The organism is Amycolatopsis sp. NBC_01286 (genome assembly GCF_035982555.1).
Classification (GTDB): domain Bacteria; phylum Actinomycetota; class Actinomycetes; order Mycobacteriales; family Pseudonocardiaceae; genus Amycolatopsis.
On sequence record NZ_CP108428.1, the window covers coordinates 4734454 to 4747500 of the forward strand.

Sequence of the window (13047 nt, forward strand, 5' to 3'; positions counted from 1 at the left end):
CGTCACCTCTCTAGCTGAGTTCAGGACGAATAGGCTTCGAGTTCGGACAGCTGTCCCGCCGGCCAGCCGGTGTTGCCGGTGAAGGTCAGCCGCAGGGTGCGCACGGACGTCGCCGGGAAGGTGATCGTCGCGGTGTTGCCGGTCGCCGGGTTGAAGGTGTAACCCGCCGCGGCCTTGACGCCGTCGACCGCGATCGTCTGCGTGCGGGTGCCCCACGCGGACGGCGGCGGCAGCTTCAGCACCAGCCGCGACACCGAAACCGTGGCGCCGAAGTCGACGGTCAGCGTCTGCGGGAACGCGTTGTTCGCGCTCTCCCAGTACGAGTTCGCGTCGCCGTCGACCGCGTTGCCCGGCGGGAAGCCGCCCTGCGACGCCGACGCGCTGATCGCCTTGTGCAGCGCCAGGTTCCCGGTCGGCGGGGTCGTCGTCGTGGTGGTGGTCGGCGGGGTGGTGGGTGTGGTCGGGGTCGTCGGCGTGGTCGTGCCGCCGTTGTCCGAGCCGTACACCGGCGTCGGCCACGAGCCGCAGAACGTCGTGCTCCAGCCGGAGTTGCCGCCCTGGTCGACCAGGCCGGTCAGTGCGTCCGGGCCCATGCAGTTGTAGACGCCCGCGCGGCCGATCCCGGTCGCGACGACGTTCTTCACCGTGCCGGTCGGCTTGGCCTGCAGCTGCCAGGCGAACGTGCCCGCTCCGGTGATCTTGACGTTCGTGAAGTGCACGTCCGTGGTCTGGCTGTCGATGAACTGGATGGCCTCGTAGTTGTTGTCCAGCAGGTCGAGGTCGGTGACGTCGACGCGGCCGGTGATGGCGCCGTCGCGGCCGTCGAACCACAGGGCGCCGACGCCGAACTGCCAGTTCGAGTCGAGCACACCGGTGCGGATGGCGGTGTTGCGCGCGACGGTCGTCGTCCCGGCGAGGGGCACCGCGCTGAACCGGTTGGCGATGTGGATGCCGCCGCCCTGGTCCTGGGTGTCGGCCACGACGTTGTCGGACACCGTGTTGTCGCGCCCGCCGTAGATCGCGATGTTGTTGGCGAGGATCGGCAGCAGCACGGTGTTGAAGGAGAACGTGTTGTTGTGGTCGGCGTCGTGCTCGGACCACATGGCCAGGCCGTCGTCGCCGGTGTTGCGCAGGAAGTTGTTCGTCACGGTGACGTTGCTGATGCCCTGGTGCAGGTTCAGCCCGTCGGCGGTCTGGTCGAGGATCCGGTTGCCGGACACGGTGAGCCCGTCGAACGGCCCGTCGAGCCACAGCCCGACCTTCGTGTGCTGCAGCCACAGGTTCTGCACGACCGAGCCGCCGCCCAGGGCGCCGCCGATGGCGTTGGACTGGTCGCAGTCGACGCGGGCGTCGACCTGGCCGATGATCGCGAAGTCGTACAGCTTGACCGCGCTGCTCGTGCCCGGGACGGCGCTGTTGCCGGGATACGTCGACGTGCCGCAGCTGGCCGGTTCACCCTTGCCGAAGATGCCGGCGCGCGGGCCGGTCAGCACGGAGTACCACGGGCCGGCGCCGCGGATGGTCACCTGGTCGACGGTGATGTGGTGGCCGAGGGTGAAGGTCCCGGACGGGATCCAGACCTCCTTGCCCTGGCTCTTCGCCGCGGCGACGGCGGCGTCGAACGCGCCCGCGTCGTCGCTGGTGTCGCCCGCGGTGGCGCCGTAGTCGGTGACGGACAGCGAGTTCGCCGGCTTGGCCGCGGCCGCGCCGACCTGCTCGAAGTCGGCGAGGTCGATCGTCGAGGTCGTGACGTCGCCCGCGTCGACCTGCAGCTTGATCTTGGTGCCTGCCGGGTAGTTCGTGCCCAGCAACGCGCGGGTCTCGTCGTAGAAGTGGTGCGCGTGGCCGTCACCCGGGGTGTTGGTGAACGGGTACGAGCCGTAGTACCAAGCGTACTTCGACGTCAGCGCGACGTCGCGGTTGTGGGAACCGTTGACGTACAACGAGATCGAGCCACTCGTGCCGGTGCCGTTCCCGGAGTCCGGGAGGCTGAACCGGAAGTCGATCGAGTTGGCCGGCGCGGTGAGCGTGAATTCGACGTACTTGCCTTGACCGCCCAGCGTCACGGCTTTGCGGCCGGACGCCTCACCGGCGAGGGTGCCGGAGTTGCGGTCGGGGCCGATGACCGTGCCGTTGGTCGCGGCGGTCTCGGCCTCCTGTTCGAGGAACGGCACGGTCGCGCCGCGCCCGGCGGCGAGCGCCGAACTCGCGGGGGCCGCGGCCAGGGTGATGACGGTCAGGCCGGTCGCGGCGGCGACGGCGGCGGCCAGCGCGCCGAATCTCGCGCGCCGGCGGGGGACGGGGGCACTTCGGGGCGCGCTGAAGACAGGATGGGGAGACATGGAGCAGCAACTCCTCGTCGAGTGCAGGTGGGGACCCTTGTGACCTGGATCATACGAATCCGGGACAAGATAACGCAATAGATGAACGAACTTACGCAAATTTGCGACAGAAACTGACGGCTGCGCCGGATGCCGGACGTCGGTTTCCGTCGCGCGGAGCAGCGCCACCGGCGTCGTGGATCCCCAGGCCGCTGCTAGTTTTGAGCCCATGATTGAGCGACGTGCCGACGGAAGCGCCGGTGACGCCGACTACGGCGCGATCGGCGGGGTGTACACGGACTACCGCGTGCCGGACCCGCGGATCGGGCAGTACGTCCTCGACGCGCTCGGCGAGGCGCGGACCGTCCTCAACGTCGGCGCGGGCGCCGGCGCCTACGAGCCGCACGATCGCGAGGTGACGGCGGTCGAGCCGTCGGCGTCGATGCGCGCGCAACGGCCAGAGGGCCTGCCGCCCGCGATCGACGCCGTCGCCGAGAAGCTGCCGTTCCCGGACCGGGCGTTCGAGGGCGCGATGAGCACGTTCAGCGTCCACCAGTGGAACGACCTGTGGACCGGGCTGAAGGAGGTCCGCCGGGTCACCCGCGGCCCGGTCGCCATCCTGACCTGCGATCCCGCGCTGCTGCGGCGGTTCTGGCTGCTCGACTACGCGCCCGAGGTGATCGAGACCGAGGCGCGGCGCTATCCGCCGGTCGACGACATCGCCGACGGGCTCGGCGGCCACACGTCGATCATCGGCGTCCCGGTGCCGATCGACTGCACCGACGGCTTCAACGAGGCCTACTACGCCCGCCCCGAGCAGCTCCTCGACCCGGGCGCGCGGCTGTCGTGCTCGGCGTGGAGCTTCGTCGACGACCGGGTGCACCACCGCTTCGCCGCGGAGCTGCGCCACGACCTCGACGACGGCACGTGGGAACGCCGCTACGGCCGGTTCCGCGAGCAGCCGACGTTCGACGGCTCGCTCGTGCTGGTCGTCTCGGTCCCCGAGGGGGCCTGACGTGCCGCCACCGCCGTTCGACCCGGAGCTGGCGCCGATCGTCGAGCAGCTGCGAGCGGCCCGTCCGCCGCTGAGCACGCCGGACGACATCACCGCGCGCCGTGAGTTCGTCGCCGGTGCCGAGCAGACCGTCGACGAGCTGGCCGCGGCGCACCCGGGGTTCGAGTTCGCGGAGGAGCACGCGGGGGAGGTGCCGTTGCTGGTCGCGCGCCCGCCCGAGAGCCGCGGTGTCCTCTACTACATCCACGGCGGCGGCCTGATCGTCGGCAGCCACCTCGGCCCGGACGTGCCGAACGTGCTGCGCTGGGCCGGGGAACTCGGCGTCACGATCGTTTCGCCGGGTTACCGGCTCGCGCCCGAGCACCCGTACCCGGCGCCGGTCGAAGACTGCTACGCCGGTCTGTCGTGGACGGCCGGGCGGCTCGCCGGTCCGATCGTGATCGGCGGCGTCAGCGCGGGTGGCGGGCTGGCGGCGGCCACGGCCCTGCTCGCCCGCGACCGCGGCGGGCCGGAGCTCGCCGGGCAGCTGCTGATCTGCCCGATGGTCGACGACCGCGACAACACACCGTCGGCGCTCGACCTCGACGGCCGCGGCCTGTGGGACCGCACGGCCAACAACGTCGGCTGGGCGGCGTACCTGGGAGACCTTCGCGACGTCCCGGCCTACGCGGCCCCGGCCCGTGCGACCGATCTTTCCGGCCTGCCGCCGGCGTTCCTGGACGTCGGCACGGCCGAGACGTTCCGCGACGAGGTGGTCGCCTACGCGAGCCGCCTCTGGCAGGCGGGTGGCGAGGCGGAACTGCACGTGTGGCCCGGTGGGTTCCACGGCTTCGAGTCGCTGGCCCCCGACACCGCACTCAGCCGGGCGGCGCGGGCCGCCCGGCTGAGCTGGTTGCGCCGCTTGCTCAGCCGCCGGCCAGCAGCTCCTGCAGCTCGCTGACGGCCTTCGCGAGTTCGTCGGCGAAGCGGTACATCTCCGACGACACGTGCTTCGGCGTGCTGAGGTAGAGGTTCCAGCGGTCCGGCAGCAGCACGTACGCGATGCCGATGCACTGCGGGCTCGTCGAGCCGAAGCCGAAGTACTGGATGTTGACCGACGGCGCCGAGCTGGTGCTCAGGTAGTCGTCGCGCATCTTCAGCCAGCCCGGCGAGCTGTACAGCGCCGGCGTCTCCGTGTCGCCGCGGCGCTTGGCGATCAGCTGCAGCTCCCACAGGTGCTGCTCCGGCGCGTCACCGGCCTGACACTCCTTCGCCCGCGAGACGTGCTTCGCCGCCGCCGTGCGGAACGCTTCCCGCTTCTCCTCGGGCGAGCCGTCTTCCATCGCGGCGACGAACCGGAAGACCTCCGGCGTCACGACGCGCATGGCCTCGGTCCGGCCGTTGCGGAACTGCCGGGTGGCGATCGACTCGTACGTCGCGCCCGTCAGGCCCTTCGCGCGCTTGTGCGCGAGCTGGTAGGCCATCTGCGCGAAGGCGTCGGGGGACATCCCCAGCTCCTTCACGCGGTTGGCGCCGAAGTCGAACGACACGGTCTGCGTGGCCGTCGCGTCCGCGTACGCCGCGAAGGACTCCCCGGCGGCGCGGGCGTCCTCGCGGAGGGCGTCGGTCAGCGTGAACTCGACCGTCTCGAACCCCGGGACGCCGTCGGCGGCGTCACGCGGCAGCCGTTCCCCGCTCAGCAGCGCGTCGGTGAAGCCGAGGATCGTGGTGCCGTCCAGTTCGCAGTGCTCGACGTTGATCCCGGCCGTGCCGTCCTCGAACACGATCAGCGAGACGGCCTTGTCGTACCAGCGGTTGGCGCCGTACAGCAGCTGGTCCGCGGCTTCGAGCGTGGTCGACGGCGTGACGTCGTCCAGGCAGACGCAGAACAACGCCGTCTCGAGGGTCTCGAGAGCTTCGGCGTTGCCCGCGTCCAGCAGGGCCTGACGGCTGGCCGCCCACTCCGCGCGGGCCTTTGTGGTGAAGTGGCCGGCGGGCACGTCCGTGGCGTGGTCGTCCTTGAAGATCGCCCGCAGGCCGTCGGCGAGCTGCTCGGCGGAGTACGGCCGGCCGTCTTCGGCGACGACGTCCATCCGGAACGGCGTGTTCCGGTGGAACACCACGACGTGCCGCGCCCGCGACGGCCCTTCCCAGCCGTCGCGGTACGGCGTCCGCGCGCTGTCCAGCACCTCACCCGGGATGCGCGTGGCCGAGAACAGGAACTTGTGCTGCACCATCGACTGCGGCGTGCCGCGCACGAGCACCGGCGGCACCAGTTCGTCGTCGAGCCGCAGCTTGTAGTCCACGGCGGACGCGGTCAGCTCGGCCGCGCGTTCCACCTGGCCCAGCGGCGATTCGGCGAACAGGAAGAAGAAGTTGGCGTTGAGCGCGATCCGGTCGCGGCGGCCGAGGTAGCGGTACGGCCAGAAGGTGTCCAGCCAGCTGTGCACGCCGGGTGACCGGTCGTACTCCTCCAGCGCGGCCTGCAGTTCGTGGGCCGGGCTGCCGGGCGCGAGAAAACCCGCGACCGCCGCTTCGGTCTCCGCCAGCTCGTCCGGCGTCAGCAGCGGACCGCACCATTCCAGGAAGCGGCGGCCGCTGTCGGCCAGAGCGGGCACGGGGACCCGGGGAAGCCGGTCCTCGTTGCCGAACGTGCGGGGGGACCATTCCGGACTGCTCACTCTGTCATCCTCGTTCGTCGGGTGCGGTGTCTTCGTCTTCGGTGGCAACGGCGTTGAGCGTGGACGCGAGCCCGGCGGCCGCGCCCTTCTTCGGTCGGGAAACATACAGCTGCGCGTACAGCCAGCCTTCGGCCTCGAGCCCTTCGGGATCGACGCCGGCGGTGCCCAGCGCGTCGAGGATGTGCTCCTGCTCCTCGGTGGAGGCGAACCGCCGCTGGCGGTAGACGCCGTCGATGGCCGCGGTCTCGTAGCCCAGCTCGGCGAGGCTTTCCGCGACCGGGTCGTAGGAGAACATCCGCAGCACGAAGTGCGCCATCCACGGCCGGGAGCCGCGCGCGATCCGGGCGATCGACTTCTCGGTGACGTAGCCGACACAGCCGGTCGACACGACGAGGTCCACCTGATCGAGGAGCGCCTGCTGCTTCTCGTCCGGGTCGTAGCGCTCGAAGTCGGCGTAGATCGTCTCGTCCAGGAAGCCCGCTTCACGCGCGTAGTCCAGCGCCGCCCCCGCGGCGTCGAGGCCGAAGAACCGGGCACCGTCGGAGGTCGCGCGGCTGCGCACGAGCCGCTGGTCGCGCTCGAGCAGGGCGGTGCGGCCGAGGCTCTCGACGCCGGGCGCGGTGTACTGCTCGTAGAGGTCGTCCAGGGTCGTTTCGCACCGCAGCAACGCGCTGTTGACGCCGTAGGAACAGCCGACGTCGAGCACGGTCGGCCGCGCGATTCCGCGTTCCGCCTGGTATTCCTCGATCAGTTTCGTGAAGTACGGCTTCGCCAGTTGCGGAATCTGGTAATCCACGCGCTGCAACGTTCCGAAGAACGGACGGGGGTCGGGCGCGGTGTAAATGTGGTCGAACGAGATCTTGCCGGTCGAGTCGAAAGGCACGGGCCAGGCTCCTAGATCTAGTCGAGCAGGGCGTCGCCCCGCACAGCGTGACCAGCCAGGTGCTCAGGCAGGACCCGGCCGAAGAGCTGCCTGGTCCGCTCCGGGCTGCCGATGACGCCGGGGCGCTCGCTGTAAGCGAAGATCGCCGAGTGGCGCGCGATCTTCCCTTCCACCCTAGTGACCCGATGCAAGGCGAAGCGGCCTTTGAACAACTGCAGATCGCCCGGACGGAGGCCGAGGCGCTGGACCGGATGGGTGCTTTCGCCGGAAAGAACGCCCCGCACGGCGGAGAAGTTTTCCGCATCGGCGGAACGGATGTTCGGGCAGTATTCGAACGTCCCGCCGTCGCTCGCGGCCTGCGTCAGCATGCTGACGGTGTAGGAGTTCGTGTCGAAGTGCCACGGGTGCGCGCGGCCGGGCGCGATCACGTTGAGCGTCAGCCCGGACAGCGGGTCCGCGAGCTCGTGCAGCTCCGGCAACCCGAAGCAGTCGGCGATGAACCGCTGGAACACCGGGCTGCCGTGGAGCCGGCCGATGATCGCGCCGGCCGGGATGTGGTCGCGCGCGACGAAGGCGTTGCCCCGCTCCATGATCCGCCGGCCGGGGTGGTCTTCGGGCAGGTCCGCGTCGATCGCGGTGTTGTAGGCATTGACCTTTTCGATCTTCGTGTACGCGTGCGGTTCGAGTGCGGCGCACTCGGCCCGCAGGACCTCGTGCAGCTCCGGCCGGATGAAGTCGGCGAGCACGCTGCAGCCGACGTCGGCGAGGTCCGCGCGGGTGCGGGCGACGACCGCCCGCCACGCTTCGCTGCCGGTATCAGTGAGCGGATAGCGGTCCGAGTCGATCATGTCCAGCGCGGCCACGGAGGTGCTCATCGAAGTCCTTCCGGCAGGTGAAGCTACGGTGCTTGCCCTGGTCGTGAGGAAAACAAGTAGCACAAGGCCCCGGCGGTGAACCGTGGGTTTGTGAGCGGTGACACAAAGTGGTCAGTGGCCGATTTCGGTGGCCCACGCGCTGAGCTCGACGGTGTCCGTGGTGCCGAGGTCGGTGTCCAGCGGCTGCGTCTGCGCGGCTTCCCCCGGAACCGGGATCACCGAGATCGCCGCGCCGGTGTGCTTGTCCCCGGACGTCACGGTGGCCGACCAGGCGAGCACGGACAGGACCGTCCCGCCCGGTTGGACGGTCAGGTCCCGCGGGCCGGGATCGGGCGCGAAGTAGGACGTCTCGTGCAGGACTTTGACGTCGAGCGGCGAGCCGTCGCCCGCCAGGATCTTCAGGTCCGGGTAGCCGGTGACCTTGCGCGGCTCGCTGTCCCGGTTGGTCAGCGTCAGCACGCTGGCGCGGTGCCCGAGCCCGGCTTCGACCTGGCCGACCGAAACCGACAGACCGCTCGACGGCGGCGGCGCGTACGTCGGGCTCGGCGTCGTGGTCGGCAACGGGACGGGCGGCGGAGGCGGCGGAGTGCCGCAACCCGCGAGAAGCGCGACGAAGAGAACTGGTGCGAAGCGGAAGACCCCCATGCGGCCGAAGAGTAGCGGGCGCCCCGGAGGCGGGCGCCCGCTACCGCTTTCTACGGCGTGAGCAGAGGCAGCAGCGGCTTCCGAACCGCCGTCGCGACGCCGTCGGACGCCTCCGCCGCGGCGATCCGCTCGGCCGAGGGCCGGCCGTAGCCCGTCGTCCGCTGCACGAGCGGGCGGCCCAGCGGCTCGACCATCTCGCGCATGTCGCTGATCGTCTTGTACGAGCCGTTCGACGCGCCGGCCATCCGGCTGATCGTCTCCTCCATCAGCGTGCCGCCGATGTCGTTGACGCCGCCCTGCAGCACCGCGCGGCTGCCCTCGGTGCCGAGCTTCACCCAGGAGCTCTGGATGTTGTCGATCATCCCGTGCAGCAGCAGCCGGGACAGCGCGTGCACCGCCCGGTTCTCGTTCTGCGTCGCCCCCGGGCGCGCGAGGCCGGCGAGGTAGATCGGCGAGCTCTGGTGGATGAACGGCAGCAGCACGAACTCGGAGAAGCCGCGCTTGCCGTGCTTCTCGAGGCCGTCGCGCTGCAGCTTCGCGAGCAGCTTCAGGTGCGCGACCCAGTGCGCCGGCGTGTCGACGTGGCCGTACATCATCGTGGACGTCGTCGGCAGGCCGACCTCGTGCGCGGTGGTGACGACCTTGATCCACTCCGACGTCGGCAGCTTGCCCTTGGTGAGCACCCAGCGGACGTCGTCGTCGAGGATCTCCGCGGCCGTGCCCGGCAGCGAGTCGACGCCGGACTCCTTCGCCTGGATCAGCCAGTCACGCAGCGAGAGGTTGGTCCGCGAAGCGCCGTTGACGACCTCCATCGGGCTGTAGGAGTGCAGGTGGATGCCCGGCTGCCGGCGCTTGACCTCGGCCGCGAGGTCGAAGTACGCGGTGCCCGGCAGGTCCGGGTGGATGCCGCCCTGCATGCAGATCTCGGTCGCGCCCGCGGCCCACGCCTCGTCGACGCGGTCGCCGACCTGTTCCAGCGAGAGCGTGTACGCGTCGGCGTCGGTGCGACGCTGGGCGAAGGCGCAGAAGCGGCAACCCGTGTAGCAGACGTTGGTGAAGTTGATGTTCCGCGTGACGACGAAGGTGACGTCGTCGCCGACCGTCTCGCGCCGCAGGTCGTCGGCGAGCTTCGTGAAGGCGTCGAGCTCCTTGCCGTCGGCGGACAGCAGCGCGAGCGCGGCGTCGTCGGACAGCCCGGCAGGGTCCTTTTCCGCACTGCGCAAGGCTTCCAGGACGGTGGAGTCGAACTTCTGCGGCCCGGTCTTGATCCGGTCGCCGATCTCCTTCCAGTCCCCGTACACCGAGTCGAAGTCGCTCCGGCGGTCTTCCGTCCGGCCGGTGGTGTCGATCTCGGTGTGCAGGTCGGTGCGGCCGGACTGCTGCCAGCCGCCGTCCGGCTCCTGCCACGGGATGCCGACGGGCATCGCGTCCTCGCGCGCCATCCCGGTGGCCGGGTCGACGAGCGCGGCGACGTGCCGGGTGATCCGCGGGTCCAGCCACGGCTCGCCGGCCTTGATGTACTCGGGGTAGATCGTGAGCCGTTCCTTCAGCTCGAAGCCGGCCTTCTCGGTGCGGCGGGCCAGCTCGTCGATCTGCGGCCACGCGCGTTCCGGGTTGACGTGGTCCGGGGTCAGCGGCGAGACGCCGCCCCAGTCGTCGATCCCGGCGCGGATCATCAGGTCGTACTGGTTGCCGATCAGGTTCGGCGGCGCCTGGATGCGCATCTTCGGGCCGAGCACGAGCCGCGCCACGGCGATGTTCGCGGCCAGTTCTTCGAGGTCGGCGTCCGGCGTCGCGCGCATCTTCGTGTCCGGCTTGGCCCGGAAGTTCTGCACGATGACTTCCTGGACGCCGCCGTAGGTCTTGGCGACCTTGCGGATCTCGAACAGCGCGTCCGCGCGCTCCTCGTGCGTCTCGCCGATGCCGATCAGCACGCCGGTGGTGAACGGGACCGAGCTGCGGCCGGCGTCTTCGAGCACGCGCAGCCGGACGGCGGGGTCCTTGTCCGGCGACCCGTAGTGCGGGCCGCCCTTCTCGCTCCACAGCCGGGTCGCGGTGGTCTCCAGCATCATGCCCATCGACGGTGCGACCGGCTTGAGCCGCTGGAAGTCCTGCCAGGTCAGGACCCCGGGGTTGAGGTGCGGCAGCAGGCCGGTCTCCTCCAGCACCCGGATCGCCATCGCGCGGACGTAGGAGAGCGTGTCGTCGTAGCCGTGCGCGTCCAGCCAGTCGCGGGCGGCCGTCCAGCGGTCCTCGGGCCGGTCGCCGAGGGTGAAGAGGGCCTCCTTGCAGCCCATCTCGGCACCCTTGCGGGCGATGTCGAGGACCTCGTCGGGCGAGAGGAACGGCGATTCGAGCCGGCCGGGCACGGTGACGAACGTGCAGTAACCGCAGCGGTCGCGGCAGAGCCGGGTGAGCGGGATGAAGACCTTGCGGCTGTAGGTGATGACACCCGCGCGGCCGGCCTCGGCGAGACCGGCGTCACGGATGCGGGAGGCGTACTCGGACAGCTTCCCCAGATCTTCACCGCGGGCGTGCAGCAGGACGCTCGCCTCGGCTACGTCGAGTGTCTTCCCGTCACGCGCCCGGGCGAGCGCACGGCGCATCGCGGAGGCGGTCGGGGTGGTGGCGTCAGGATCGGGTCCCATTCCGCCCACGCTAGGACCGTCCTCGTGCGACCAGCCAGTGTGTCTTCCACACCCGGCTCACCCGATCGTGGATCGTGATCGTCGTCGCAGGTCAGCGCGGCGGGATGGTTGTCGATCAGCCGTCCGGCGTGTATTACCTAAAGGGTGGCCTCGGTGATCGGGAAGAAGATCGGCGGACGGACGTACTACTACCTCGCGGAGTCCGCGCGAGTGGACGGCAAGCCGCGTGTGGTGACTCAACGTTATCTCGGTACCGCCGACGAGATCGCCCGCGCGGTCCCGGGCGGTGAACCGGCGTCGGCACGCTACCGCGCGTACGGCGACGTCGCCGCGGTGTGGGCGACGCTGCGCCGGCTCGACTTCGTCCGCCGCGTCGACGAGGTCGCCGGGCCCCAGCGCGCGAAGACCACGCTCGGGCTGACGCTGGCGATCGCGGTGCTGCACCGGGCCACCGCGCCGGACACGCCGATCGCGGACTGGTGGGCGACCGGGGCCGCCCCGGACCTGGTGCGGCCCCGGGTGTCCACAGTGGAAGGATTCTGGCGGGCGCTGGAAAGGCTGACCCCCGAACGGATCACGCGCATCGAGGAGACCGTCGCCGCCGCGGTCTTGGAGATCCTCGACGACCACGCGGCCCTCGCCGTCGACGTCCCGCAGTTCGCCGCGTTCGCCGCCGCGGACTGCACGCTGCCCTCGGCCTGCCAGAGCGTGCTCGCCGGCGTGGGCCTGCGGGTGACCCGCGACGGCGCGATCCCGCTCGGCTCGCGGCTGTACCGGCGCGACGACGGCACGGCCCCGACGTTCGCCGCGTTGACCGGCGAGCTGGGCCCGGCGACGCTCATCTTCCACACGGGCCAGGCCGCCCAGCTCGACCTGGGCTCACGCAGCGGGTTCGTCGGCTCGCTGCCGCTGACCGACCACCCCGAGCTGCTGACCCAGCCCGCGTCCGCCCGCAAGCGCGTCGACCCCGAGCGGTTCGCCGGCCTCACCGCACTGGACACGCACGCGGTCGTCGACGGCGTCCGGCGGCGGGTCGTCCTCACGCACTCGGCGACGCTGCACGCGGCGCAGTCCCGTGCGTTCGCCGACGAGCTGGCCACCGCGACCCGCGAGCTGGACGGCCTGGCCGGCGCTCTGGCGGCGGGCACCCACCGCGGCGACCGGGCCCAGGTGCACGCCGAGATCGGCCGCGTCACCCGCGGCCGGCGCGTCGAACGCGTGCTCACCGCGGTGCTGAGCGGGAGCCGGGCCGGGGAGATCCGCCTCGAGCGGCGGATCGACACCGCCGCCGTCGCCCGCCTCGACGACGAGTTCTTCGGCAAGCAGGTGCTGGTCACCGACCGGGACTGGCCGGTCGCCGAGCTTGTCACCGCCTACCGGGCGCGCACCCACCTCGAGTCGACGTTCCGCTGGCTGACCGGGCCCGCCGTCACCGGCCCCACCCCGCGCTGGGAGTGGACGCGGCAGCGCATCGCCGCGCACGGGCTCGTCTCGGTGCTCGCCGCGACGGTAACGCACCTGATGCGGCGCGAGGCCGACCGGGCCGGGATGAACCTGTCCGTGAGCGAGCTGCTCGAGCGGCTCGCGGGCATCGGCGAGCTGGTGCTGCACTACCCGTCGACCGGCGGGCGGCCGCGGACCGGGCGCCGGCCGACCGAGCGGGACCCGGCGCAGCAGGCGCTCTTCGCCCTCTTTTAGGACTCGCGGTGGATCTGCAGCGCGGAGAAGCTCTGCACCACCGGCATCAGCTCGATGACGTTGATGTTCACGTGCTTCGGCTGGCTCGCGGCCCAGTAGACCGACTCGGCGACGTCGTCCGCGGTCAGCGGGGTGGTGCCCGCGTAGACCTTGTCGGCCTTGCCCTGGTCGCCGTCGAAGCGGACCTTCGAGAAGTCCGTGCCGCCGACCATGCCGGGCTCGATGTTCGTCACCCGGACGCCGGTGCCGTGCAGGTCGCTGCGCAGGTTGAGGCTGAACTGGTGGACGAACGCCTTGGTCGC

Annotated in this window: 10 protein-coding genes (1 of these 10 only partly in view); 3 read left to right on the plus strand and 7 right to left on the minus strand. The window is 70.9% G+C overall.

The genetic code is table 11. From position 1 onward, the window contains the following. Positions 1-20 precede the first annotated feature (20 nt). Positions 21-2342, minus strand: coding sequence for a discoidin domain-containing protein (locus tag OG570_RS22775; protein WP_326959135.1), 2322 nt, complete (start codon positions 2340-2342; stop codon positions 21-23). Between the two features lie 208 nt (positions 2343-2550). Between OG570_RS22775 and OG570_RS22780 the strand changes: the two genes are divergently transcribed. After that, positions 2551-3336 (plus strand): class I SAM-dependent methyltransferase, encoded by a 786-nt coding sequence (locus tag OG570_RS22780; protein WP_326959138.1) that lies wholly within the window; start codon positions 2551-2553, stop codon positions 3334-3336. A gap of 1 nt (position 3337) precedes the next feature. Next, entirely contained in the window at positions 3338-4276 is a 939-nt protein-coding gene (locus OG570_RS22785; RefSeq protein WP_326959140.1) for an alpha/beta hydrolase, read from the plus strand. Here OG570_RS22785 and OG570_RS22790 read toward each other — a convergent pair. The 5 genes from OG570_RS22790 to OG570_RS22810 form a co-directional block, all read right to left on the minus strand. Then, on the minus strand, positions 4242-5996 hold the full coding sequence (locus OG570_RS22790) for a choline/carnitine O-acyltransferase (RefSeq protein ID WP_326959142.1): 1755 nt from the start codon (positions 5994-5996) through the stop codon (positions 4242-4244). The two genes, OG570_RS22785 and OG570_RS22790, sit on opposite strands and share 35 nt — an antisense overlap. A gap of 4 nt (positions 5997-6000) precedes the next feature. After that, positions 6001-6879 carry a class I SAM-dependent methyltransferase gene (locus OG570_RS22795; RefSeq protein WP_326959144.1) on the minus strand — a complete coding sequence of 293 codons (879 nt, stop codon included), beginning with the start codon at positions 6877-6879 and terminating at the stop codon, positions 6001-6003. Positions 6880-6896: 17 nt separating this feature from the next. Next, positions 6897-7754 carry a HalD/BesD family halogenase gene (locus OG570_RS22800; protein ID WP_326943520.1) on the minus strand — a complete coding sequence of 286 codons (858 nt, stop codon included), beginning with the start codon at positions 7752-7754 and terminating at the stop codon, positions 6897-6899. A gap of 111 nt (positions 7755-7865) precedes the next feature. Continuing rightward, entirely contained in the window at positions 7866-8315 is a 450-nt protein-coding gene (locus OG570_RS22805) for a DUF4232 domain-containing protein (RefSeq protein ID WP_326959146.1), read from the minus strand. A gap of 134 nt (positions 8316-8449) precedes the next feature. Next, complete coding sequence (locus OG570_RS22810) at positions 8450-11047, minus strand: bifunctional FO biosynthesis protein CofGH (protein WP_326959148.1); 2598 nt, start codon at positions 11045-11047, stop codon at positions 8450-8452. A gap of 153 nt (positions 11048-11200) precedes the next feature. Here OG570_RS22810 and OG570_RS22815 point away from each other — a divergent pair, with 153 nt between their 5' ends. After that, positions 11201-12745 (plus strand): IS1634 family transposase, encoded by a 1545-nt coding sequence (locus OG570_RS22815; RefSeq protein WP_326943517.1) that lies wholly within the window; start codon positions 11201-11203, stop codon positions 12743-12745. Here the strand turns inward: OG570_RS22815 and OG570_RS22820 are convergent. Further along, positions 12742-13047: the 3' portion of an SDR family oxidoreductase gene (locus OG570_RS22820; protein WP_326959150.1), read on the minus strand. It continues 453 nt past the right edge of the window; only the last 306 of its 759 coding nucleotides appear in the window; its start codon lies beyond the right edge, outside the window; its stop codon occupies positions 12742-12744. The two genes, OG570_RS22815 and OG570_RS22820, sit on opposite strands and share 4 nt — an antisense overlap.

Bases quoted from the DNA above. Each gene is read 5' to 3' on its own strand.
- OG570_RS22775 (WP_326959135.1), bottom strand. From the start codon at position 2,342: ATGTCTCCCCATCCTGTCTTCAGCGCGCCCCGAAGTGCCCCCGTCCCC.
- OG570_RS22780 (WP_326959138.1), top strand. From the start codon at position 2,551: ATGATTGAGCGACGTGCCGACGGAAGCGCCGGTGACGCCGACTACGGC.
- OG570_RS22800 (WP_326943520.1), bottom strand. From the start codon at position 7,754: ATGAGCACCTCCGTGGCCGCGCTGGACATGATCGACTCGGACCGCTAT.
- OG570_RS22810 (WP_326959148.1), bottom strand. From the start codon at position 11,047: ATGGGACCCGATCCTGACGCCACCACCCCGACCGCCTCCGCGATGCGC.